The 25,165-nt window shown below is 57.5% G+C and carries 17 protein-coding genes, 1 tRNA gene and 1 pseudogene; 6 read left to right on the plus strand and 13 right to left on the minus strand.

Translation table 11 applies throughout. The annotated features are described in order from the left end of the window. Window positions 1–220: 220 nt before the first annotated feature. Window positions 221–1,078: a MurR/RpiR family transcriptional regulator gene (locus QLG03_RS05025; protein ID WP_004206536.1), complete on the minus strand. Its 858-nt coding sequence runs from the start codon at window positions 1,076–1,078 to the stop codon at window positions 221–223. A 151-nt stretch (window positions 1,079–1,229) separates the two neighbouring features. After that, a complete protein-coding gene (gene iolC / locus QLG03_RS05030) occupies window positions 1,230–3,143 on the minus strand; it encodes a 5-dehydro-2-deoxygluconokinase (protein ID WP_023291778.1) in 1,914 nt (637 codons plus the stop codon). A gap of 505 nt (window positions 3,144–3,648) precedes the next feature. Between iolC and iolD the strand changes: the two genes are divergently transcribed. The 4 genes from iolD to iolE are packed head-to-tail and all read left to right on the plus strand — an operon-like array spanning window position 3,649 to window position 8,498. Then, a complete protein-coding gene (gene iolD / locus QLG03_RS05035; protein WP_255989751.1) occupies window positions 3,649–5,589 on the plus strand; it encodes a 3D-(3,5/4)-trihydroxycyclohexane-1,2-dione acylhydrolase (decyclizing) in 1,941 nt (646 codons plus the stop codon). Window positions 5,590–5,635: 46 nt separating this feature from the next. Further along, the gene (locus QLG03_RS05040) at window positions 5,636–6,649 is read left to right on the plus strand and encodes a Gfo/Idh/MocA family oxidoreductase (RefSeq protein ID WP_004152192.1); all 1,014 of its coding nucleotides are present in this window, start codon (window positions 5,636–5,638) and stop codon (window positions 6,647–6,649) included. 41 nt (window positions 6,650–6,690) lie between these two features. Next, entirely contained in the window at window positions 6,691–7,575 is an 885-nt protein-coding gene (locus QLG03_RS05045) for a sugar phosphate isomerase/epimerase (RefSeq protein WP_255989753.1), read from the plus strand. Window positions 7,576–7,598: 23 nt separating this feature from the next. After that, on the plus strand, window positions 7,599–8,498 hold the full coding sequence (gene iolE / locus QLG03_RS05050; RefSeq protein WP_002886970.1) for a myo-inosose-2 dehydratase: 900 nt from the start codon (window positions 7,599–7,601) through the stop codon (window positions 8,496–8,498). Between the two features lie 166 nt (window positions 8,499–8,664). On the opposite strand, the gene QLG03_RS05055 is transcribed toward iolE, so the two are convergent. The 8 genes from QLG03_RS05055 to QLG03_RS05090 form a co-directional block, all read right to left on the minus strand. Next, complete coding sequence (locus QLG03_RS05055) at window positions 8,665–9,975, minus strand: ABC transporter substrate-binding protein (protein ID WP_255989755.1); 1,311 nt, start codon at window positions 9,973–9,975, stop codon at window positions 8,665–8,667. Next, window positions 9,968–11,041, minus strand: a complete 1,074-nt coding sequence (locus tag QLG03_RS05060) for an ABC transporter ATP-binding protein (RefSeq protein WP_255989757.1) — start codon at window positions 11,039–11,041, stop codon at window positions 9,968–9,970. The genes QLG03_RS05055 and QLG03_RS05060 overlap by 8 nt, the downstream gene beginning before the upstream one ends. Window positions 11,042–11,046: 5 nt before the next feature. Beyond that, entirely contained in the window at window positions 11,047–11,871 is an 825-nt protein-coding gene (locus QLG03_RS05065) for a phosphodiesterase (protein WP_023291782.1), read from the minus strand. Between the two features lie 10 nt (window positions 11,872–11,881). Continuing rightward, window positions 11,882–12,769: a carbohydrate ABC transporter permease gene (locus QLG03_RS05070; protein WP_048294078.1), complete on the minus strand. Its 888-nt coding sequence runs from the start codon at window positions 12,767–12,769 to the stop codon at window positions 11,882–11,884. Then, window positions 12,759–13,643: a sugar ABC transporter permease gene (locus tag QLG03_RS05075; RefSeq protein ID WP_004146807.1), complete on the minus strand. Its 885-nt coding sequence runs from the start codon at window positions 13,641–13,643 to the stop codon at window positions 12,759–12,761. Before QLG03_RS05075 ends, QLG03_RS05070 begins: the two co-directional genes overlap by 11 nt. Before the next feature lie 130 nt (window positions 13,644–13,773). Beyond that, a complete protein-coding gene (locus QLG03_RS05080) occupies window positions 13,774–14,793 on the minus strand; it encodes an NAD(P)-dependent alcohol dehydrogenase (RefSeq protein ID WP_255989760.1) in 1,020 nt (339 codons plus the stop codon). Between the two features lie 111 nt (window positions 14,794–14,904). Next, window positions 14,905–16,374 carry a SulP family inorganic anion transporter gene (locus QLG03_RS05085; RefSeq protein ID WP_255989762.1) on the minus strand — a complete coding sequence of 490 codons (1,470 nt, stop codon included), beginning with the start codon at window positions 16,372–16,374 and terminating at the stop codon, window positions 14,905–14,907. Continuing rightward, a complete protein-coding gene (locus QLG03_RS05090) occupies window positions 16,371–17,045 on the minus strand; it encodes a carbonic anhydrase (RefSeq protein ID WP_180402039.1) in 675 nt (224 codons plus the stop codon). Before QLG03_RS05090 ends, QLG03_RS05085 begins: the two co-directional genes overlap by 4 nt. Before the next feature lie 594 nt (window positions 17,046–17,639). On the opposite strand from QLG03_RS05090, the gene QLG03_RS05095 reads away from it, so the two are divergent. Together QLG03_RS05095 and QLG03_RS05100 are read left to right on the plus strand one after the other, a co-directional pair. After that, window positions 17,640–17,724: transfer RNA gene (locus QLG03_RS05095), tRNA-Leu, on the plus strand. 189 nt (window positions 17,725–17,913) lie between these two features. Then, window positions 17,914–18,811: pseudogene (locus QLG03_RS05100) on the plus strand (site-specific integrase); the annotation flags it as partial. A 291-nt stretch (window positions 18,812–19,102) separates the two neighbouring features. Here QLG03_RS05100 and QLG03_RS05105 read toward each other — a convergent pair. Genes QLG03_RS05105 through QLG03_RS05115 form a run of 3 tightly spaced genes read right to left on the minus strand, consistent with a single transcriptional unit; the run spans window position 19,103 to window position 25,126 of the window. Beyond that, on the minus strand, window positions 19,103–20,407 hold the full coding sequence (locus QLG03_RS05105; RefSeq protein ID WP_255989765.1) for a restriction endonuclease subunit S: 1,305 nt from the start codon (window positions 20,405–20,407) through the stop codon (window positions 19,103–19,105). Continuing rightward, window positions 20,400–22,034: a class I SAM-dependent DNA methyltransferase gene (locus QLG03_RS05110; RefSeq protein WP_255989767.1), complete on the minus strand. Its 1,635-nt coding sequence runs from the start codon at window positions 22,032–22,034 to the stop codon at window positions 20,400–20,402. Before QLG03_RS05110 ends, QLG03_RS05105 begins: the two co-directional genes overlap by 8 nt. Continuing rightward, window positions 22,028–25,126, minus strand: coding sequence for a type I restriction endonuclease (locus QLG03_RS05115; RefSeq protein WP_255989769.1), 3,099 nt, complete (start codon window positions 25,124–25,126; stop codon window positions 22,028–22,030). Before QLG03_RS05115 ends, QLG03_RS05110 begins: the two co-directional genes overlap by 7 nt. Window positions 25,127–25,165: the final 39 nt, after the last annotated feature.

Genomic DNA, 25,165 nt, shown 5'->3' on the forward strand with positions numbered 1-25,165 from the left:
TTGCAAACCGAAAACAGTGTCTACGGCGACCCGCAGGCGCATATATCACACGCCCGGCAAGCGCAGCGCCGCCGGGCGATGAGCGCTGGCACGCAACCTCCTTTGTGCCGGATGGCGGCTTCGCCTTATCCGGCCTACAACGACTACGCTTATCCGGCCTACGGGGTCCCCCCGCCGGCTTATCCCGCGCCGCCGCGCAACCGACGCCAGGCGGCCTATCTCACGCCTTTTGCTTGGCCTCGGACTCCTGACTGCTGTTCAGCGCCAGCGAAACCGCCAGCGTCTGGGCCAGGCACAGGGAAGCAACCTGCGAGCGGAAGCCATCCACCTGCGCTTCCCGCACCACAAAGCAGACATCGCTGAAGGCCGCCAGCGGGCTGACCTGGCTGTCGGTAATGGCGATCTGCCGCGCTTTGCGCTGCGCGCCCAGCTCCACCAGCTCGACCACTTCCCGGGCGTACGGCGAGAAGCTCACCGCCACCACCACGTCTTTCGGGCCGACCAGACTCAGCTGTTCGGTGAACATGCCGCCGAGGCCGTCGATCAGAAAGGCTTTGCGATCGAGGTGGCGCAGCGCATAGGTCAGATAGGAAGCGACGCTGAACGACCGGCGCAGGCCAATGACGTAGATATTTTCCGCCTCGCCCAGCAGGGCCACCGCGCGCTCCAGCTCATCGCTGGAGGTCTGCATCGCCAGCTGCTGCAGCGCCTGGTTGTTAACCATTGTGAACATATTGAGGATTTCCGTCGGCGTTTCCGGCGGGCTGGACTCATCGCTGGTGGTCTGGCGGAACAGACGGGCGCGCTCGGTATAGTTGGCGGTCTCTTCCATCAAATGCTGCTTGAACATCTGTTTCATTTCGTTAAAGCCGCTGAAGCCGAAGGCGTTGGCAAAACGAATCAACGTGGAAGGGGGAACGTCCGCCTGTTGCGCAATGGAGGCCACGGTATCGAAAGCCACGCTATTGCTGTTATCAAGGATATAGCGGGCGACCTGTTTCAGACGTTTGCTTAACGTATCGTAGCGACGCCTGATTTCATCCTGCAGGATGGTCAGCTGTGTTGGGTTATTGGCCATAGAGTGCGCTCTGAGAAAATGGAAGGAATATGGCTTCCAGTGTACCAAATGAAGCGAATTTTTCATTTATTGCGACGAAATACGCGATTCATTTCACGAAGAAACAGAAAAACGCCCGCTCCGCAAGGTGACGGAGACGGGCGTTGGGGGATCAGCGGCGGGCTTCGCGCCAGTAGCCAATAAGCGTCAGGTAGTTGCGTTTCACTTCCTCTATCAGCGCCTCATCGCTGAGCTCGCCCTGCATCCAGCGCCGCGACGGCTGGCCAAAGATGGTGCGCCCGACGGCGAAACCTTTGATCATCGGGTGTGCGGCCGCTTCGGCGAAACCGGCGCGCAGTTTGTCGGAAGGCGCATCGAGACCGAGGATCAGGATCCCGCGGCTCCACGGATCTTCGCGCTCGATAAGGGCGGTGATCTGCTGCCAGCTGGCGCTGGAGAGCGGCGGCAGCTTCCACCAGTCCGGCTTGATCCCCAGCTGATAGAAGTGCTCCAGCATGGTGTGGTAATGGCGCTCGTCTTTGTCCGGGCCATTTTCCGGGAGGATCACCTCCAGCAGCAGCTCGTGGCCTGATTTGTTACAGGCCTGCCACACCTCGAGCAGCAGAGCGTCCTGCTCTTCACGCAGCGCCGCCGGGTCGTCCGGGTGATAGAAGACCAGACATTTGACGACATGCTCCAGCGGCCAGTCGATCAGCTGCGAGCCGATGTTGCCATGCTCCAGACGCAGCGGGCGCGAGCTGGGCAGTTCGATAGGGCGCCCGATCCACCAGCCCTTGCCGGTAATGGCGTTCAGCGCACGCTGGCCGTAGGTGCCGTCGGCCAGAATACCGCTGCGCTGGTCAAGACCCGCCTCCTGCGCCGCCGCTTCGGCCGCGGCCAACAACAGCAGCTTGAGCTGCGGAATGCAGGCTTCATCGCGCCCGGTCTCCCGCGCCAGGTCGGCCAGCTGTTTGCGATGGTCGAAGGCGAAAATGCACAGCTCCGGCCACTGCTGGCGGCGGCTGGTCACCCGGTGCAGATGGTTGAGGCGCTCGTCGACGTCCGGGCGCGGCACCGATTCGGCGCGCTGCAGGTAGTCATCGAGTTCGACTTTGGTCGGCATCGCCGGCGCGCAGCCGTGGCGGGAGACCACCAGCGCCCCGCAGGCGTTGGCGTAACGGCAAGCCTGCTCCCAGCCCTCGTCGTTAAGCCAGCCGCGCAGCAGGCCCGACATAAAGGCATCCCCGGCGCCCAGCACGTTGAGCACTTCCACGCGCACGCCCTGCTGCAGCGGCACCTGGTCCCAGCTGTCCGGGATGTCGCCTTCCAGCACCACGCAGCCCATCGGTCCGCGCTTGCAGACGAGGGTGGCTTTGGTGGCATGGCGCACATTTTTCAACGCGGTCAGGGTATCGGTGCTGCCCCCGGCAATATGAAACTCTTCTTCGGTTCCCACCACCAAATCGAACAGATGCAGCACTTCCTGCAGCTGGCTGGTGACCGGCCCGGACTCAATGAAACGGGTTTCGCCATCGCCGAGCGAGGTGAGTCCCCACAGCACCGGACGGTAATCGATATCCAGCGCGGTACGCAGGCCGTGACGGCGAGCGTACTCCAGCGCCTTCAGCACCGCGGCGCGGGTGTTGGCGTGCGACAGGTGGGTGCCGGTCACCGCCAGCGCCCGGGAGGAGGCAATATACTCCTCGCTGATGTCGTCAGGCGTTAAGGCCATATCGGCGCAGTTATCGCGGTAGAAAATCAGAGGGAAGGTCTCCTGATCCTTGATCCCCAGCATCACCAGCGCGGTCAGGCGGGATTTGTCGGTAATCAGATACTCGGTATCCACCCCGGCGCGGTTGAGCGTTTCACGCAGGAAACGGCCGTTGTGTTCATCGCCAACGCGCGCCAGCATGGCCGATTTCAGCCCCTGAATCGCGGTGCCAAAGGCCACGTTGCCGGAGGAGCCGCCCAGATATTTCGAGAAACTGGCAACGTCTTCTAGCCGCGAACCGATCTGCTGGGCATAGAGGTCGACGGCCACCCGACCTATACAGATGACGTCGAGCCGCTTTACTGCTGCATTCATAGCTAGGATTTCCTTTTTGGTGTCTGCTGCCTGGAAGGGTCGGGATCCCGACGTCGACTCCGTGAACAGCCTGAGGGTTATTGGTTACCCTTAGTTTGAGAAATAAATATTTCATTTGCAAACTCGTTCGAAATTAAAAAACCAAAAGTGTGAGGGATCTACCACTCTGCCGCACTGAGCCTCGCGTTAGCGCGGATCGCCCCCTCTGTCGACCCGGAGAAAAATGAAACGCCAAACGATAGCCATTTACCTATGATTTTTAAGGGGATATTGCCGTCTGGCGCCGCCAAAAAGGGCCCGAAAACGTGTCAGGAATGTAAGTGAAACGTATGAAATGGGTAGAGAGTTTGATCCTTCTCGCAAAATGAAATATTTCTTCTGTATTTGTATTTAATGAAAAAAATGTTTGCCTATAATCCACAGGTATTCCAGTGACGTGAACGACGGCCCCGGCGGCATCGGCGCGACGCCACACACAAATACTGAACAATAAGGATTGTGCAACATGGGCAAACTGAGACTGACAACGGCGCAGGCGCTGGTGAAGTTCCTCGATAACCAGTACCTGGAAGTGGATGGCGAAGAGCTGAAGTTCGTGAAAGGCATTTTTGCGATTTTCGGCCATGGCAACGTCCTGGGACTGGGGCAGGCGCTGGAGCAGGATAGCGGCGACATGCGCGTCTATCAGGGGCGCAACGAGCAGGGGATGGCCCACGCGGCCACCGGTTTTGCCCGCCAGGCCCTGCGCCGGCAGATTATCGCCTGCACCTCCTCCATCGGCCCGGGGGCGGCCAACATGATCACCGCCGCCGGCACCGCCAGCGCCAACCGCATTCCGCTGCTGCTGCTGCCGGGCGATGTCTTCGCCACCCGCCAGCCGGACCCGGTGCTCCAGCAGATTGAACAGAGCTACGATCTCAGCATCAGCACCAATGACGCCTTCCGCGCGGTCAGCAAATACTGGGACCGCATTACCCGCCCGGAACAGCTGATGAGCGCCTGCATCAACGCCATGCGCGTCCTGACCGACCCGGCGGAAACCGGCGCAGTGACGCTGTGCCTGCCGCAGGATGTGCAGGGCGAAGCCTGGGACTACCCGGAATCCTTCTTTGCGCGTCGCGTACACCGTCTCGATCGCCGTCCGGCCAGCGCCGCGCAGCTGGCGGACGCCGTGGCGGCCATCAAAGCCAGCCGTAAACCGCTGATCGTCTGCGGCGGCGGGGTGAAATACTCCGGCGCGGGCGAAGCGCTGTCCCGTTTCGCCGAGCGCTACGGAGTGCCTTTTGCCGAAACCCAGGCCGGGAAGGGGACGGTGGTCTCTTCTCACCCCCTGAACGTCGGCGGCGTCGGCGAGACGGGCTGTCTGGCGGCGAACCTGCTGGCGAAAGAGGCCGACCTGGTGATCGGCGTCGGCACCCGTTTCAGCGATTTTACCACCGCCTCGAAATGGATTTTCCAGCACCCGGAGGTGCGTTTCCTGAATATTAACGTCAGCAACTTCGACGCCTGGAAGCTGGACGGCATTGCCATGCTGGCGGACGCCCGGGAGGCGATGACCGCCCTCGACGCCGCGCTGGCGGACAGCGGCTGGCAGGCCGGCTGGGGTGCGCAGATCGAGAGCGTGCAGAACCGTCAGTTAAAAGAGACCCAGCGCGTGTACCAGGCGGTGTGGCAGGAGAAATCCTTTGTGCCGGAGATCGACGATCATCTCGATCGCGAATCGGTATATCGCGAGTTCCGTCAGATCACCGACTCCACCCTGACCCAGAGCAGCGTCCTCGGGGTGCTGAATGAAACGCTGCCGGCCGAGGCGGTGATCGTCGCGGCGGCGGGCAGCCTGCCCGGCGATCTGCAGCGCGTCTGGCGCAACCGCGCGGAAAACACCTATCACGTGGAGTACGGCTACTCCTGCATGGGATACGAAGTCAACGCGGCGCTGGGGGTGAAGCTGGCGCAGCCGCAGAGCGAAGTCTACTCCCTGGTCGGCGATGGCTCGTTCATGATGCTCCACTCTGAGCTGGTCACCTCCCTGCAGGAGCGGGCGAAGATCAACGTCGTGCTGTTCGACAACATGGCCAACGGCTGCATCAACAACCTGCAGATGGAGCACGGGATGGACAGCTTCGGCACCGAGTTCCGCTATCGCCAGCCGGAAACCGGCCAGCTGCAGGGCGGTCTGGTGCCGGTGGACTTCGCCACCATCGCCGCCGGCTACGGCTGCAAAACCTGGCGCGTCACCACCCTGGACGAACTGCGCCACGCGCTGGACGCCGCCCGTCGCGAAACGGTCAGCACCCTGATTGATATTAAAGTGCTGCCGAAGACCATGGTGCACAAATACGGCAGCTGGTGGAACGTCGGGGTCGCCCAGACGGCGCTCTCAGAGCGGATCTGCAAAGTTGCGCAAATGATTAATGAAAAGCGTGCCCAGGCGCGTGATTACTAAAACGAACATCCACCCTGAATCCTACAGACTTACGGAGAAAACCATTATGTCGCTCAAATTAGGTGTCATCGGCGCTGGCGCTATCGGTAAAGAACACATCCGTCGCTGCACCCAGGTTCTGCAGGGCGCCACCGTTGTGGCGGTGTCTGATATCAATGCCGACAACGCCCGTGCGGCGGTCGCGCTGCCGGGCGTGCAGGCGGAAGTCTACGCCGACGGCCACGACGTGATTAACGCCAGCGATGTCGATGCCATCCTGGTCACCTCCTGGGACCCGACCCACGAAGAGTACACCCTGGCCGCCATCGCCGCCGGTAAGCCGGTGTTCTGCGAAAAACCGCTGGCGATGTCTGCGGAAGGCTGCCGCCGTATCGTCGATGCTGAAATGAAGGCCGGCCGTCGCCTGGTGCAGGTTGGCTTTATGCGCCCATACGACGAAGGCTATCTGGCGCTGAAAAAAGTGATCGACGATGGCGATATCGGCGCGCCGCTGATGCTGCGCTGCGCCCACCGCAACCAGTCGGTTGGCGAGAACTACACCACCGATATGGCGATCACCAACACCCTGATCCACGAGCTGGACGTGCTGCGCTGGCTGCTGAACGATGACTACCGTTCCGTGCAGGTGCGCTTCCCGCGCTCCACCTCGCACACCCATGCGCGCCTGAAAGATCCGCAGATCGTCTCCTTTGAAACCAAAAAAGGCACCCTGATCGACGTCGAGGTGTTCGTGAACTGCCAGTACGGGTATGACATCCAGTGCGAAGTGGTCGGCGAGACCGGGATTGCCCGTCTGCCGGAGCCGTCTGCCGTCCAGATGCGCAAGTCCGCCAGCCTGTCGACCGCTATTCTGACCGACTGGAAAGACCGCTTTATCAAAGCCTACGACGTCGAACTGCAGGCCTTTATCAACGACGTCAAAGCCGGTCAGCTGCACGGCCCGTCGGCCTGGGACGGCTACGCGGCGTCGGTAGCGGCGGACGCCTGCATTAAAGCGCAGGGAACCAGCGAGCCGGTTGAGGTGACGCTGCCTGAGTGCCCGGCATTCTACAAACGTTAAGCACGCTTTGCCGACGGAACTTCTTTGCACAGGTAACGACGATGAAAATTGCCTTTGATGTGGATGTGATTAAGGACCTCGGGATCACCCGCATGGTCCATCAGGTAGCGGAGTGGGGCTACAAGTACATTGAACAGTCGCCGCACCCGCAGATTAACCCGTTCTACAAGCACCCGCGCGCCAGCCGGGAGATCATGGCCGAGTACAAGCAGGCGCTGCGCGATACCGGCCTTGAGCTGTCGTCGTTTATCTGCGTCTACCGCTGGTCCGGCCCGGACGAACTGCGCCGCCAGGCGGCGGTGAAAAACTGGAAACGGCTGGTGGAAATCGCGGTGGAGATGGGCGTTCAGGTGATCAACACCGAGTTCTCCGGCGATCCGAATCAGCCTGAGATCTGCGATGAAATGTTCTATCGCTCGATGGAAGAGCTGCTGCCGATTTTTGAGCGGGAAGGCATCCGCGTGGAGATCCAGGCGCATCCCTGGGATTTCTGCGAAGAGAACAATGAAACCGTCGATATCGTGAAGTCGTTCCGCAGCGATAACGTGAAGTACGTCTACAGCGTGCCGCACACCTTTTTCTACGACAAAGGCGTCGGCGACGTGGCGAGCATGCTGCGCTATGCCGGGAGCGATCTCTCCCATGTCCTGATTGCGGATACCCGCAATCATACGAAACATTGCCGCTATATCGTTAACCCGCCGGGCGTGGATGCCGTGGTGCACCAGCACGTAGGCGTCGGGGAAGGGGATGTGGATTTCGACGCGCTGTTCCGCACCCTGCGCGAAATGAAATTCGCCGAGCAGACCTTCAAGGTCGGCGGGGAGCCGATTGTCGCCACCTCGCTGTTTGGCTACCCGGAAAAAATGAAATACCAGGCAGTTGAAACCCGTGAACTTATTGACCGTGAATTGCTGCGCCGGTAAGGCGCAGCGGCAGGAGCCCTACTATGAACAAAGATAACGTCAAACTGGCTATCGCCCCGATCGGCTGGACTAACGATGATATGCCGGAGCTCGGTAGCGAAAACACTTTCCAGCAGATCGTCAGCGAAATGGCGCTGGCCGGCTTTACCGGCAGCGAAGTCGGCAGCAAATATCCGCGCGACCCGGCGGTCCTCAAGCCGATGCTGGATATCCGCGGCATTCAGATCTGCAACGCCTGGTTCAGCACCTTTTTCGCTAACGGCCAGCGGGAAAAAACCATTGATGAATTCGTCAATCACATGAACTTCCTCCATGCGATGGGCGCGAAGGTCATCGGCTGCTCCGAGCAGAGCGGCAGCATCCAGGGGCTGGATAAGCCGATCCTCGGCGATGCGAAGCCGTGCTTCAGCGACGAAGAGTGGCAGCGGGTGGCGGAAGGCTACAACACCCTTGGTCGCCTGGCGGCGGAGAAGGGGATGCAGGTCTGTCTGCACCACCACATGGGCACCGGCATCCAGACCACTGCGGAAATCGACAAGTTTATGTCGCTGGTGGACGAGCGCGTCTTCCTGCTGTTCGACACCGGCCACGCCTGGTACTCCGAAGGCGGCGAAGCGCCGATGCTGGCGATCCTCAAAAAGTATCTGCCGCGCATCAACCACGTTCACCTGAAGGACGTCCGTCCGCCGGTGATCGACCAGGTGCGCCGCGATGGCCTGTCGTTCCTCGACGGCGTGAAAAAAGGCACCTTCACTGTCCCGGGCGACGGGGTGATCGATTTCCGTCCGGTGTTCAAGCTGCTGGACGACTTTGGCTATAAAGGCTGGATGGTGGTGGAAGCCGAGCAGGATCCTGCCCTGGCCAATCCTTTCGAATACGCCGTAAAAGCGCGCAAATATATCCGCGAAACGGCAGGGATCTAATCGTTGTGACATTTTCAGGCCATACCGGGTATGGCCTGCTTTTTTTCCTTTCTCAATCCCTGTTCCCGCTTGCAAACCGCCTGACTGGATCTTAACCCCGGCGCCGGACCGTCCCCTTTCTCTCAGGGAGAGGGCCAGGGTGAGGGTGAGGGTGACGGGTAAAACGTCACTTCACTTCCGCCAGCGCGGTTTTATCCGCATAAGGTTTCATCAGCGCGTCGGCTTCCTTTTGCGCCGCCTGAACCGCCGCTTCCGGCGTCACTTTGGCATCGTTAACCACTGCCGCCAGCTGGTTCTCCATCGCCTTACGCACCGCCACGGTCTCCCAGGTGGAGTACCACGGATGGGCGTACTTCAGCTGCTCAAGCGCGATCGCCGCCCGCGGATCCTGCTGCAGATAGGCCTTCATCTCCGGCGTATCGTATGACGCCTTGCGCGGCGAGAAGTAGCCGGTAAAGCGGCTCCACGCGCCGTTCACGTCGGGGCTCACCAGATAGGTCAGGAACTGATACGCCGCTTTCTTCTGCGCCTCGTTGATGCCTTTAAAGCTCACCAGGCTGGCGCCGCCGATCGGCACCGCGCGCTGCTCTTTGGCCGGCAGCATCGCCACCCCAAGCTCAAAGTCTTTGCTGTTCTCGCGCATAAAGCCCAGCGCGCCGGTGCTGAGCATCGCCATCCCGAGCTTGCCGGAGAAGAACGCAGCGCTGATCTGCTTCGAGTTCAGCACCCCGGACGGCATCACCTTGTCCTTGTAGATCAGATCCTGCCAGAAGCGCAGGGCGCCGATGGCGGTCGGCGAGTTGTAATAAACCTCGCCCGGATAGTCTTCGTTAAAGTATTTCCCGCCGTTGGCGCGCACCAGCGCCGAGAAGATCCAGCCGCCGTAGTCGTCGTTGGTCGACGGCAGCATGATCCCCCACTGGCCGGTGCTCTCGTCGGTCAGCTTTTTGGCATCGGCCAGCAGCTCGGCCCAGGTCTGCGGCGGCTGTTTGATCCCGGCCCGATCGAACATCGTCTTGTTGTAGTAGAGGATCGGCGTCGAGTTATGGAACGGGATCGCATAAGTGGTGCCCATCACCTGGGCGTTCTTATGCATCGCGGGCCAGAATTCTTTTTGCAGAAAATCGCCGGCCTGTTGATCGCCATATTTAAACAGCTCATCCATCGGCAGGATCTCATCCTTCAGCGCCAGATCGGTGGTGAAGTTAGCGGACATGATCACCAGGGCCGGCGGCTGGCCGGCCTTCTGCGCCGATTCGGCTTTGATCTTGGTGGTGTCGTAGTTGCCGGTGAAGATGCCGCGCACTTCCACATCCTGCTGCGAGTCGTTGAATTGCTTAATGACGCGGGTCATCTCCATGGTCAGCTTGCCGTCCACCGGCGCCGGGAACATGAAGTCTATTTTCTCTTTCGCCAGCGCCGCGCCGCTCAGGGCAAGACTGAGGCTAACCGCGACTACCGTAAGAGGTTTAAACATGATCTGTCTCCATCAGTAAATTATGCTGGGTCTCAGCATGAAAAAGATGCACATCGGCAGGCGAAAAGCCGATCGGTAGCGACTCGCCTTTCTCCGGCACCGTGCCGCGGTGGCGGCGGCTAAAGCGCAGGGTGCCGATCGGGGTGCTGACGTGGAGCAGGTAGTCGGCCCCCATCAGTTCTCGTTGCAGAACGGTGGCCGGCAGGCGCAGATGGCCCTCCTCCACGCGGTCGGTAATATGTTCCGGGCGAATGCCCAGCCAGACGCGGGTCTGATCCCGGTGGCGCGGCGGCAGCGGATGGCGCTGTTCTCCCAACAGTACTTCACCGTTGGCGCAGGGCAGCGACAGCAGGTTCATCGCCGGCGAACCGATAAATCCGGCGACGAACAGGTTGGCCGGGTTGGCGTAGAGATACTCCGGACGCCCGACCTGCTGCACGTGGCCGCCGTTCATCACCACGATGCGGTCGGCCATCGACATCGCCTCGGTCTGGTCGTGGGTCACATAGATGGTGCTGGTTTTCAGCTGCTGATGGAGCGCCATAATGCTGTCGCGCACTTCGCTGCGCAGACGGGCGTCGAGGTTGGAGAGCGGCTCGTCCATCAGGAACAGCCGCGGATTACGCACAATCGCCCGGGCCATCGCCACCCGCTGGCGCTGGCCGCCGGAGAGCTTCGCCGGTTTGCGGTCGAGCAGCGCCTCCAGCTGCAGCATCTGCGCCACGTTGTCCACCCGCGGCTGCCAGCTGCTTTTCTCTTCCTTGCGCACCTTCATGCCGAAGGTGATGTTGTCGCGCACCGACAGATGCGGAAACAGGGCATAGTTCTGGAAGATCATCGCGAAGTTGCGCTCGCGCGGCGTGGTGGCGGTGATGTTCTCATCATGCAGCCAGATTTGGCCTTCGCTGACCGGCTCCAGGCCGGCGAGCAGGCGCAGCAGGGTGCTTTTCCCGCAGCCCGACGGGCCGACCAGCACCACGAATTCGCCTTCGTGAATATCCAGCGACAGGGCGCTGAGCGCCGGCTTGCCGTCGAAACGTTTACTGATGTTTTGCAGACTGAGCATGGCGGTTAGCGCTCTTCCGTTGGGCAACTGATGTTTTCGTCGTACAGCCACGGCCCGGCGTAGTGGGCCAGAGAGTGCTGGTAGCTCACCCACTGCTCGCCGACCTGGCGGTGCATCAGGCACGAGGCCGGGGAGAGGTCGTAATAGGGCCGTGTATCTTCGTGGCAGTACGGCACCTGATGGACGGTGCCGGGGATAGTGGAGATCAGCGCCTGGCGATACTGGGTCATGGTCAGGCTGTGATTATGGCCGCAGAAGATGCGCGTCAGCGACGGGAAACGCTCCACCAGCGCCAGCAAACGGTGGCCGTTTTCGCAGGCGATCGGGTCCATCTGCGCATTGCCCAGCGGCAGCGGCGGGTGGTGCATAAACACCGTTGCCGGTTTGTCGCCGCCCTCGAACAGCTGGGCTTCCAGCCAGCCGATGGTCTCGTCGGTCAGCCAGCCTTTTGACGTGCCAGCGCGACTGGAGTCGATAAACAGCAGGCGGGTGGCGAAGTCATCCACCGCATAGCGCATATTTTGCGCATCGTTGCCCAGCTGCGGGCATAGCGGGTGAAGATGCTCCAGAAAATGGGCTTTGTCGTCGTGGTTGCCGGGGATCAGATACAGCGGATAGTTCAGGCTGCCGAGGATCTGGCGGGCCACCTGATACTCCGCCGGGCGGCCGCAGTTGACGATATCCCCGCTCACCACCACCGCGTCCGGACGCTCGCGCAGCGCGTTAAGCTGGGAGACCACGTCGGCGTTGGCGGCATTGACGTCGATAAAGCCGTACAGCTTTTCGCCGCGGCTGCGGAAATGGGTATCGGAAATGTGCGCTAACAGCATGAATCACTCCTTATTTGATCCCGGAGAAGCCGAAGCTCCGCAGGAACTGTTTCTGAAAAAGGATGAACGCCAGCATCAGCGGCAGGCAGACCATCAGCGTTCCGGCGCCGATGGTGCCCCACTGGCCGCCGGATTCGGCGCCCATGGCGAAGGAGACCAGCCCGACGGTCAGCACCTGCTTATCGGGATCGTTGAGCATCATCAGCGGCCACAGGTACTCGTTCCAGTGGTAGGTAATGCTGACGGTGGCGAAGGCCAGCACCGACGGCCAGGACATCGGTAGCAGCACGCGGAACAGCACCTGCCACCAGCGGCAGCCCTCCATCAGCGCCGCCTCCTCCAGCTCTTTCGGAATGGCGAGGAACGCCTGACGCATCAGGAACACGCCGAACGCCGAGGTGAAGTAGGGCATCATCACCCCGGTGAGGGTGTTGAGCAGGCCGAAGGTTTTCAGGGTCAGCATGTTCGGCACCATCATCACTACCGGCATGATCATCAGCTGCACCAGGAACAGGAGAAACAGCGTCTGCTTGCCGCGAAACTCGTGGCAGGCGAAGACGTACCCGGCGGTGGTGATGGTCAACAGCTGCACGAAGAAGGTGCCGAAGGTGAAGATAAGGGTGTTGGCGTACAGGCTCAGCCAGTCGGCGCTGTTCCAGGCGTCGCGGAAGTTATCGAGGGTCAGCGGCAGGCGCGGCAGCAGCGAGGCCATATCTTCCCCGAAGGTGGTGGCGCTGAACGAGGTGGCCAGCATCCAGATAAACGGGCTGATCCACAGCAGCGCCAGGCAGCACATTAGTACCGTCAGGGTAAAGGGCGACGAGCGGCGCAGGCGCAGCCACAGCGGACGGGCGGCGGCGGGCGTGCGGACCAGCAGCGGCGAGATGTCAGCGCTCATAGTGGGCTCCTTTCTCCAGCAGTTTCAGGTTAATCAGCGAGAAGGCGAACAGCCCGGCCAGGGTCAGGAAGGTGGCGGCGGAGGCTTTGCCGAGGTCGTGGGTATCCCAGGCGAGATTCTGGATGTAATAGAGCAGCACGGTGGTGGCGTTGTCCGGCCCGCCGCGGGTCATCACCGCCACGTGGTCGATCTGGGTGATGGAGTAGATCAGCGCGGTGGTGATCACAAAGCTCAGGGTCGGGCGCAGCAGCGGTAGCGTGACCTTAAAAAAGACCTGCGTGCGGGTAGCCCCTTCCATCAGCGCCGCTTCCCGCGTTGAGGCCGGAATGCTCTGCAGCCCGGCGAGGAAAAACAGCATGTAGTAGCCAGCGAACTTCCACACGCCGATCAGCGCCAGGGCCAGCAGCGCGCTGTTGCTGCGCCCCAGCCAGTTGTTGTTCATCGGCCCGAACAGCTTCGCCAGATAGTGGTCGAGCAGGCCGAGGCCGGGCATAAAGATAAACAGCCACAGCGCGGCGGCGCTGACCATCGGGATAATCATCGGGAAGAAGAAGGCGGTGCGCAGCCAGCGGTTGACGCGATGGTTCTCGCTCAGGGCGACCGCCAGCAGCAGGGCGAGGGTCACCCCGGGCACCACCGTCAGCAGGATATAGAGCAAGTTATTGCCCAGCGACTGCCAGAAGACGTTATCGGCAAACAGGCGGGCGAAATTATCCAGCCCGACGTACTGCGCGCCGTCGCTGGCCATGCGGGTATCAAACAGGCTGTCATACACCGAACGCCCCAGTGGGAACCAGGTAAACAGCAGTAAAAACAGCAAGGAAGGCGACAGGATCAGCCAGGGAAGCCAGGTCTTTCTCATGGTGACGCGCATCTCGTTCAGCCATTTATCGAAGCCCGGATTGTGGGAAGCAATGACTACAGAGGCATGGCGGGGAGATGACGGTTTGATGAAGCGACGGGAAAAACGCCGGGCGAGCGGGCCGCCCGGCGGGAGAGAACCATCAGAAGTCGGCTTTCAGCACCGCGCGGTAGCGGGCTTTGCCTTCGCGAACGTGCTTCAGCGCTTCGTTAATCTGCGACATCGGGAACAGCTCGGTGGTCGGGGCCACTTTGCTGCGCCCGGCGAACTTCATCAGCGCGCGCAGTTCGGACGGGTTACCGGTCGCCGAGCCGGAGATGCTGCGGTCGCCGCCGATAAGGGTAAAGGCCGGCACCGGGAAGGGCTTCATTACCGCGCCGACGGTATGGAAGTTGCCGCCGTAAGCCAGGGCTTCGAAGTACGGCTGCCAGTCGAGGTCCACCGCCACGGTGTTGATAATCAGGTCGAACTGGCCGGCCAGCGCTTTTAAGGCTTCGGGATCGCGGCTGTTGACCACGCGATCGGCGCCCATCGCCCGCACTTCCTGCTCTTTCGCCGGGTTGGAGCTGAAGGCGGTCACTTCCGCGCCCATCGCGTGCAGCAGCTTAATGGCGATATGGCCGAGGCCGCCGATGCCGATCACCCCGACGCGGCTGGTGGCGGTGACGTGGTGGGTCAGCAGCGGTTTAAAGACGGTGATGCCGCCGCACAGCATCGGGCCGGCGGACGCCAGATCGATGCTCTCCGGCAGGGGGATCACCCACTGCCAGTCGGCGCGCAGCTTATTGGCGAAGCCGCCGCGGTTGAGAATGGTCGGCACCGAGCCTTCCAGACAGTTGATCTGGTTGCCGCTGATGCAGGCGTCGCAATGGCCGCAGCTGCGCGCCGTCCAGCCGATGCCGACCTTCTGGCCAATCTTCAGCCCTTTATCCTGCGCCGCGCTGCCCAGCGCCGCCACCCGGCCAATCACCTCGTGACCAGCCACCAGCGGGTAGCTCGACATTCCCCATTCGTTGTCGATCATCGACAGGTCCGAATGGCAGATCCCGCAGTATTCCACCTCAACTTCGACATCTTCCGGCTGCAGCTCGCCGGCATCGTATTCCCACAGCGACAGTTCGGCGCCCGCTTCTTTGGCGGCGTAGCTTTTAATGATGCTCATGTTTGTTTCCTTGGGGTTGGCGTGATAACCCAGAAAGTGTAGAGCATGGTATTCCCCGGCGCTTGGCAATCGGAGGGGTAGCGAAGCGGGCGGACCAGCCGCCCGTTAAGGTCAGCGGCTGGCCAGCGGCCACTGATTAAGGCGGATGCCGCGCTGCGGGGCGCTCTCGGCAAAATCATTCAGCACCGCCTGCACGTCCGGATCGAGGTAGCCGACGCTGTCGTGCTCGACGATCACCACGCTCTTTTCCGGAATTTTCGCCAGCAGGGCCAGCAGATGCGGATTGTGCATAAAGGTCAGATTCTGCTGGATGCGCAGCACGTAGTGGTCATCGTAGCGCGCCAGCTGCAGCGAGTGGCGATGGCTGCGCCAGAGGCTGAACGCCATCTGGGTGGCAAGACCAATCCCGATCCCCGCCAGCATGCCGAAGGCGATAATCCCGCCGATGGTGGCGAGGAAGGGGACGTACTGCGCCGCCCCCTGGCGGAACTGCTCGATGAACAGCCGCGGCGTCGCCAGCTTATAGCCGGTATAGAGCAGCACGGCGGCGAGGCTGGCGAGCGGGATCAGGGTCAGCAGGCCGCTGAACCACAGGCCGCAGATCAACAGCAGCACGCCGTGGATAAAGATCGACAGTTTGCTCTGCGCGCCGTTGCTGACGTTCACCGAGCTGCGGACGATCACCGCGGTGATCGGCATCGCCCCCAGCACGCCGGAGAGCAGGTTGCCGACGCCCTGGGCGACCATTTCGCGGTTCGGCGAAGGGGGCGGATTTTGCGGGCGCAGCTTTTTCAGCGCCTCCTGGCTGAGCAGGGTTTCGAGGCTGGCGACCAGCGCCAGGGTCACCGCCACCATCCACACCGACGGATTGCGCCATGCGCTCCACGCCGGAGACTCCAGCTCGCCCAGCAGGTCGCCGAGGCTGCCGAACGCCGGCAGGGTAATACGCTGCAGGGCGGCCAGCTGCTGCGGCGCAAAATGGGTCAGCAGCAGGGTGGTCACGCAGCCGAGCAGGACGGCGATCAGCGGCCCGGGGATCCAGCGCAGGCTCTTCACCCGGCGGATAAGCGGCGAGCCCCAGAGCCAGAGCACCAGCAGGCCGCCCGCGGCGACGGCAATCGCAGTGACGGAGAAAGCGGCATTGCCCTGAACCACATCGGCAAGCCCGGTCTCATCCGCCGTGCCGAGCGCGACGGGGATCTGCTGCATAATCAGCAGGATGCCGATCGCCGCCAGCATGCCTTTGATGACGCTGGCGGGAACCAGCGAGATAAAACGTCCGGCCCGCAGAATGCCGAACAGCAGCTGCAGCACGCCGGCCAGCACCAGCGCCATCAGGAAGACGGAGAAGGAACCCAGGGATTCTATGGCGGCGACGACGATGGTGACCAGTCCGGCAGCGGGGCCGCTGACGGCGAAGCGGGAGGGGCTGAGGGCAGTGACGACCAGGCCGCCGATGATGCCGGTCAGCAGGCCGACGAAGGGCGGTAAGCCGCTGGCCTGGGCGATGCCGAGGCACAGCGGCAGGGCGACAAGGAAGACGACGATGCCGGCGAGAGAGTCCTGACGAAGTGTGTTCATGGGGCGTGCTCCTGCGGTGAGAGGTGTTCGACGAGGGTGGTTAAATGGCCGGAAGCCAGATCGTAGACGCAGCCGTGCAGGCTGAGCGGCCGCCCGCTGGCGAGCACCGTCTGCACCGGCTCACTCTCCAGCAGACGGGCGAACTGGGCGCGAACGTTGGCTTCCACCAGGGCGTCCAGCGCATGGCGAGAGGGCTCCGCGTCGGTGCTGGCGCAAGCGCCGGAGAAGGCCGCAACACCACTTCCATCGGCGATCTGCGCAATTTCGTGATGCAGAGTGTGGCGCAGCTGGCCGATGCGGCGAGCCAACGCCGAGGATTCCTGCGCCAGCGGCAGGGTGGGCAGAGAGAGCGCCGCCTGCACGCCGCCGCAGCCGTAGTGGCCGCAGAGCACCACCCGCTCCACCTCAAGGTAGTGGAGGGCATACTGCAGGACGCTCATGACGTTGTCGTCGGCGGGATCGAGCATGTTGGCGATATTGCGGTGGACAAAGAGCTCGCCGGGCTGGCTGCCGGTGAGCACCTCGGCGGGAACGCGGCTGTCTGAGCAGCCGATCCACAGCGAGTGGGGCCGCTGCCCGTCGACCCATTTTTCGAAATAGTCCGGGTCATGCTGACACTTCTGCAGCGCCCAGCTGCGGTTGCGGGCCAGCAAAGGTTTTAACGTCGTCACAAGTATTCTCCTGAGTTAATTCATCGAGTGAATATGTCCATCAAGACTCGTACAGCGACTAGTAAAAATAGTGTTTACTGGAACCCTTCACGCCTGAGGAAAATCCTGGAATAAACGGCAAAAAGAAAACTTTTCATTAATGTAAAGTTATAAAAATATTGATGAAATTAATATTTGGCTGCGGAGCGAGTGAATAACAAAAAGGTATTGGTTAAAACTTTCTGGAATATATGGGAATGATGGTGGGAGGGGTTGGGAGAATAGTTGGGGAGTGGATTTTGGGGATTTGTTTGGGGAGAGATGGATTGTGATGGGGATGCAGGTGAGAGCGTGGTGAGAAAAATTTGAGATAAGTTTGAGTGGTTTTGGGGTGTTATTGAGCGGGAAGGGGGAACGGCTGGCTGGTGGGGTTGGGTTTGCGGGAGGGTGAGAGGAGGATTGCTGGTGGCCGTCGCGCTATGGAACGGCAGCAAAAGGTGACGCCGCGCAGGATAGCGCTGTTTTTTTCAACACTTAGCGCAATGACGACACGCTGTCGCTTGCATGGCCGCCGCCGACAGGTATAATCCAGAACGTTTCCGCATCCCCTTCAGTGCCGAAGTGGCGAAATCGGTAGACGCAGTTGATTCAAAATCAACCGTAGAAATACGTGCCGGTTCGAGTCCGGCCTTCGGCACCATCGGAACATCAATAGACGTCAACGGACGTCTTTTTTTGTGCCTGAAATCCAGTATCCGCAAGGCTTTCCTCGCTTTTTCACTCAACCTAAGTCACCTGATTCAATCTACATCAACTTACTGATGCGGGTATAACTGCGGGTGTATCCCGGTTCGATTATGTTTGTACCCACACAGGACCCTTGAAAGGATCGCATACTGCTCGTGTATTAAAAAGTCTCTAAGAGAATCTCTTTGCTGTTACTGGTAAGCGGAACATTGCTGAACTAGAGACTCGGGATCTGCTTGTATCCATTAAAGCGGTGGAGTTTTCCGGGCGTCTTGAAATCGCCACTCGTTTGCAACAGCGAACTACTGCAATTCTTCGCTTTGATGTGCAGAGCGGTTTAATTGATTACAACCCCGCGCAAGAGATTGCCGGCGCGGTAGTGCTGCATTAGAACTTAACCGTATTCCTGAATTACTTCACCGCATTGATCACTATTCCGGAAGACCGTTAACTAGGTTGGCCGTGGAACGCACTTTGTTAGTTTTCATCCGTTCAAGCGAGATGTGCTTTGCCCCTGGTCAGAAGTAGATTTTGATACTGCCATGTGGACAATTTCTGGTGAGCGTGAACCGCTGGAAGGTGTTAAGCATTCTCAGCGTGGTTCAAAGATGCGGACGCCTCATCTTGTTCCCTTGTCGCGTCAGGCCTTAGCTATTTTGGAAAAGATCAAAAGAATGAGTGGGAATCGAGAGCTGATTTTCGTCGGCGATCATGATCTACGTAAGCCGATGAGTGAGAACACCGTTAACAAGGCTTTGCGAGTAATGGGCTATGACACGAAAATGGAAGTTTGTGGGCATGGTTTCAGGACGATGGCTTGCAGTTCTCTGATTGAATCAGGATTGTGGTCGAGGGATGCGGTAGAGCGGCAGATGAGTCACCAGGAGCGTAACTCTGTGCGTGCGGCATATATTTATAAGGCCGAGCACTTGGGGGAGCGCAGGTTGATGCTGCAGTGGTGGGCTGATTATCTTGATGCGAATATGCAAGAAGTTATCTCTCCCTTTGGCTATGCCAAAACTAACAACCCATTGAGATAAGCTGGAACGAACCATCTCATCAATATTCATTCCACCAAGGGAAACAAATATAATCTAAATCGCTTGGATATTCATAATGATGTATATCTTGGTGATTTACTGAACCGGATTGACTGTCTAATCATAGTGAACAGTTAGGTCTTTGATGACAGTTATAGGTCGTTGGGTGTTGTAATAATTAATACTGGTAAATGTGAATGATACTCGATCAGAAATGAATGGCAAGGTTTTGGTTGTGGTGAACGAGGCGCAGTATGGATTTGGACTGCGCCTCAAAAAACACGTTGGGGATTATTTGGTCTTGACCTGTCCATTCATAAGCAGAGGGAGGAGCCAGTCGCGAAGTTTTTGCAATTCTGAGTTCTCCTTAAGATTTTTTTGTTTTTTCTGGTGAAGCGGCATCATAATATCATGAAATATTTTTACGAGACCTTTATGCGGGACGCATACATGATGTTTATCTACAAAAGAATCAAAAAGTAAATTTTTTATGCCACTTGTCTTACCTTCCCAGCCAAATAAAATCCCTTTGTTGTAAATATCATTCCATGTGTAGGAAAAGTTATAGGAATACAAATTATCTTTGAGAGTGATTGCCTTGCAAAAATTAGAGCATATAACTGGGTGAGTGAAACGATCCAACATTTCTTTAGTAATAAAGGTCATGCGTCCTGTTGATTGTGTAGGACTTCCACCAGAGATTTCAATAACAAAATCGTAAGCAGATAACAATTTTTTTTCGTTTTTTTCCAAGATGTATCTAACTGGCATAGATGTATTACCATAACCATTCAGACCATTAATATCAGCACCTCTGATACAATTAACCTGAAGTGTATAATTCCCTTCTCTAATTTCTTTTCCCCAATCTCCAGTTTTATCATCAGCAATCCAACTTGATAAAGTATCTACACTCCAACCCGCCGGAATTTCCTGTTCCAGCGCGGCGTTATACTCCATCTTCCCGCCAGAGGATTTATACGGTTTTCCATTTGCATCAGGGAAATTAAACTGTACAAACCAGTAATCGTACAGCATTTTCGCCATCGCTTCCAGTTCGGCGTTGATGCGATTGTTGATAGCGATTTTTTCGTCAATAGATGTCAATACAGCGATTATTGATTTCTGAATGCCTATTGAATAGTGTGGAATCATGATATTACCAAGAATATCTTGATTCAAATTATTAATATTTGTCCCCGCCACACTCGTGATAGCAGATTTAAAAAAATTAGTTCGTGTATAGTAAGCCAAAAACAGAGGGAGAAAATCATCTGTTTTTAATCTGGCTCGGATACAAAAACCAGAGTACAACGATTTTTCATTACGATCTATATAAAGGCTTCGCCCAACTAAGGCCTTGTTGCCGTTAGAACGGACAAAAATAATATCGCCAGGCTCAAGGTAGTCTTCTCTTTTAGCAACTCCAAATGGATTAATTTCACCCAATAATTCCCATTGAGGAGTGAAATTATCTTTAAAATCAGCTACACCAATGAATTTGCACCCTTTACCGTGGCTATCTTTGCTGAAATTTAAACCATTACGAAATTCGGCTACATCACCATATTTCAGAAAAGAAACAGCATTACTCATATTTCAGCCCCGCCATCTGCATTTTAATCTCCGCTTCTAGCTCGAGCGACTTGCTAAACAAACTCTCCAGATTGTCAGTAAATCCTTTCATCTTCTCGGCAAACTGTGCCGGCGTCATATCGGCGTATTCAATTTTTACATCAAAATACTGCCCGGCGCTGAAGGAGTAATTTTTCCCGGCGATGTCGTCATAGCTGACCACCACCGAGAAATCCTCTTCGCTCCACTTGTTGTTGAACACTTCGCAGATGCGCTGCTCTTCTTCTTCGGTCAGTACCGTTTTCTGGTTTTTGCCGTCTTTGACTTTTTCACCTAAATTCGAGGCGTCGATCAGCACCACTTTCTCTTTGTTGCTGGCGTCAATAAACAGGATCGACACGTTGGTGCCGGTGGTGGCGAAGATATTCGACGGCATGGAGACCACGCCCGCCAGCATCCTATTTTTCACCAGGTGTTCGCGAATCCCTTTATCAATGCCCGACTGGGCGGTGATAAAGCCGGTCGGCACCACGACCGCAGCCTTGCCACCCGGTTTCAGCGAGAAAATGATGTGTTGTAGGAACAACTGGTAAATCTCCATTTTGTCCCTGGCTTTGGCTTTGATTTTCGGTATCCCGGCAAAGAAACGCTGCTGGTTTTCCTTGCTGTCGAGATCGTCGCGGAAGTCGCTGAAATCCATCTTGAACGGTGGGTTGGAGACGATGTAGTCAAAGCGTTTCAGCGCGCTGCCGTCCTTGTGGAACGGATGCAGAATGGTGTTGCCCTGGATAACGTTGGGGATCGAATGCACCAGATTGTTGAGGATCAGGTTCAGGCGCAGCAGGCTGGAGGATTTCTGCGAGATGTCCTGCGCGAAGATGCTGCAACGATCCTCCCCGATGGCGTGCGCTACGTTCATCAGCAGCGTGCCGGAACCGGCGGACGGGTCGTAACAGCTTACGTTGCGCACCACGCCTTGCTGCGCTTGCGGCACCAGTATTTCCGCCATGATTCGCGCCACGGCGTGGGGGGTGTAGTATTCCGCGTATTTGCCGCCGGAGTTGCTGTTGTAGTCTTTGATCAGGTATTCAAAGATGGTGGCGTAGAAGTCGAATTTCTGCGTGAAGATGCGTTCAAAGCTGAAATCGGCCAGTTTGTTGATAATGGCGCGGCAGAAGTCATCGCGCTTTGATTCGTCGGCGATGTACTGACTGAGGCGTTCAAACAGCACCACTTTCGCGCCGCCGTCAGTTTTGACCGCGAAGACGTCATTGTTGGTGGCGGCGATGTCCATCAGGGTGTCGTCAAAGGTGGTGGCGAAATTGGCCTCATTTTGACGGTTGTATAAATACTGAATGAAGTGATGCGGTTTCAGACGCGCGGTGTCGGCGCTCATTTTAAGTTGCAGTTTATCCCGTTGTTCTTCGCTCATCTGATTGAGCGCGACTTCCCATTTTTCGGCGCTGGCGATGCTTTTATCCACCTTTTTGGCTTCAAAGGCGAATTTGTCGTTCAGGAATTTGTACAGGAATGCCTGAGTGATGATTTTGAATTCGTTACCGTCGTTGCCCAGACCGTAGTTCGCACAGATGCTTTTCAGGCTGTCGATCAGGGTTTTGGTTTTGTCTCTAAATTCCAGTTCTACCACGTACGTGCTCCGGTATTAAATTCGTTCAGGTATTCCGCCACAATCAGGCGGTTGATGTCGCCAGCCGCTTTTGCGCTGAGGGTGATGTGCTGCTGTTGCTCAAAGTGGTCAAGCACACATGACACAATCTGGCGCTCAAAGTAGCTTTCATTGTTCAGTATCTGGCTGTTGTTCAGCACTTTTTCATCCGCATCCAGCTTAACACCAAGCAGCGCTTCGAAGATTTTACGCTCCGGCTCGCTAAGGCCGCCGCGTTCGCGGAGGCGTTTGTGGGTACGCGCGTATTTCACATCGCCCCTGTATTTCTGGCGTAGCAGGTTGTTCTGGCGGTTCAGCTCTTTGATGCGGTCATGAATTTTATTGAGTGTGCCAATATTCGCAACCATTTCTTCCTGAGTGACTTCGCTGAGTTTCTTTTTCTTGAACAGGCGCTCCAGTTCATCTTTCAGGCTGACGAACTGCGGGTCCTGCTGGTCGAAGTTGGCTGCCAGCGCCTCGCGAGTGCGGCGCAGCGTCTCTTTCAGTTCGTCGGCCAGTATCAGCTCTTCTTCACCCACTTTATGGAATTCAAAGATCACCTCTTCGAGCGCCCGGTTCAGCAGGCCGGAGAGGTCAACACCCTGTTCTAGATCCGCTTTCAGGTTGAGTAAGTCGAGGCGGTGGCAGGCTTCGCGGTAGAGGATGTTGAGTTTGTTGAAGTCCAGCGCCTGAAGAAATTCGGTGTTACCCTGGAGGCGGATCAAGTTGTACAGACTGCGGGCGTCGGCCAGAGCGTTTTTCAGTGCCAACGCAGTTTCCCTGTCCTGGATCTGGTTTATCTGGTCTGTGAAGACTTCTGCGTTTTCCGTATCGAAGCTGAACAGAACGTCTTTGATGTGCTCTATTTCTTCACGGATCTCTGCCGCCGATTTGAACAGGCGTGAGTAGTGCTCCATTTCGTCGCCCAGTTCGGCCTGTAGTTCTTCGAAGTAGGCTTTGTTGGTGGCGTCAAATTCTTGGCGGATGTCGGCGAAGTCCACCACGTAGCCGTAGCGGAAGTGGTTGTAGGTTCGGTTGACGCGGGTCAGCGCTTGGAGCAGGTTGTGCTTTCTGATCACCCGCCCGAGGTAGAGTTTTTTCAGCCGTTTGGCATCAAAGCCGGTGAGCAGCATATTGTAGACGAACAGCAGGTCAATCTCACCCGCCTTGAATTGTTCCACCCATTCTTTACGTTCCTGCTTGCTGCCGATGTCGTGCAGGATCAGAGCGGCGCGTTTGATTTTCCGTGTTTCTTTGGCGTGGATCTGGTAAACGGCAGCGGGTTCTGCGGCCTGTAATATAGACATTTCGTCGGTAACTTCATCGGCAACGGTGGGCGATTCGGCGTAGTCGGCGTTGAACAATTCAAACATCTGTTTGGCCTGTTCAGAGCTGTCACATATCACCATGCCGCCGATGGTGCCATCATTCAGCGCGCCCCGGCTTTTGGCAAAGTCGGTGATGATGTAGTCCAGCATCGGTTTGACGAAGCTGGGATGGGCGTAGATGTATTTGCGATCTACATCGCCCATTCTGACTTCTACGTCTTTTAGCGCCTGTTGCAGGATCATCCGGTAGTTGGTGGCGATCTCTTCACGGATCAGGCGCAGCGTGTAGCCGTCGGCAATGGAGGCATTGTAGTAGTATTTGTGGATGTAGTCGCCGAAGAGGTCGCGGGAGTTGTAGTCCGTTCCCAGCAGAGGTGTACCGGTCAGGCCAATTTTGATGGCGTTGGTGTCCGACTGGCTTAAGTTCGCCAGGAAGCTCCCTTTGGGGTTGTAGCTGCGGTGGACTTCATCGAGGAAGTACACGCGCTGGATGTTGATGTCGTAGTCTTTGATGGTGACGACGTCCGGGTCATCGCGGAATTTCTGGATGTTGACGACGGTGATTTCCGCTTTGCCGTGGTGATTGTGCAGCGCCTGCGCCGCTTTAATGTCGCGGGTGAAGGCTTCGCGTGAGTCAATAAGGTGAACAATTAAGCCACGGGCGGTGAACTCGCGCTGCGCCTGCTGGAGCAGATCCAGACGGTCAACAATAAAGTAGAATTTTGGGATCACCTGCTGACTCTGGAAGTAATCCGTCAGGAAGCGCACGTTGTAGTAAGCCAGTGCGGTTTTTCCACTGCCCTGGGTGTGCCAGATAATGCCTTTTTTCACGCCAGCGTTCAGTTTGCGCTCGATTGCTTTGGTGGCGAAGAGCTGCGGGTAACGCATGATGTGCTTCTGGATGCCGCCCGGTTCGGCGACGTACACCAGCGCATAGCGCAGGATAAATGCCAGCCGATCGCGGCTCAACAGCGCGGTGCAAAGGCGGTTGGTCGGGCGGTTGTGATCTTTGTTGGTCTGAAATTCCGGGTTGGTACGAATGACTTCCAGGTTGTTGTCTTTCAGAACGGCGATTTCGGTTTCTTCTGACAGCGGTTTCAGTAAGTTGGTCAGGTTGAAGAGTTCTTCTTCGCGGAAGTAGTTGAATACCGGGTTGCTGTATGAGCTGCTGGCGTAGAATGCCCCCTGAATCGGCTCCGGGTCACTGTCGTCATACTCCATGTTGTTGGAGAAGATCATGAACTGGGTGATATTGGCGAAGCGTTTGAATTTGGGGTTCTTAAATCGTTCGTTGATGCGGTTGCGTTCTGCGACGATACCTTCGCGGTTGTTGGGCTTTTTCACTTCGATAAAGATCAGTGGCATGCCATTGATCAGCAGCGTGATGTCCGGGCGGAACTCTTCATCGCTGTTTTCGCAGGTCAGTTCGGTGACGACATGGAAGCTGTTGTTGTTGAAGTTATCGAAGTCTATCAGTTTGATGCCGGAACGGTCGCTGAGTTTTTCGAAGAAGGCGCGGCCTAGGTCGTCGTTGTCGAGAAGCAGCGTGAGATCTTTTAACAGGCGCCCGATGTCGTCGGGCGCAATTCCGGGGTTAATTCTGCCAACTGCAGCGGTGAAAAGGTCAGGAAAGATGTTGGTTTCTTTGTCCCAGTGTTGTTCTTTCAGAGACAGGTAGCGATAGCCCAGCCGTATCAGGTGGAGGATGACGGGGATTTTTACCCGGGTGTCTTCGGTGAATTTCATCGTGTTCCCTGTTTTTGGTATTTATCACGTCTCAGGCCA

Origin of the sequence: Klebsiella sp. V115_8, from assembly GCF_029967715.1 — a bacterium.
Classification (GTDB): domain Bacteria; phylum Pseudomonadota; class Gammaproteobacteria; order Enterobacterales; family Enterobacteriaceae; genus Klebsiella; species Klebsiella quasipneumoniae.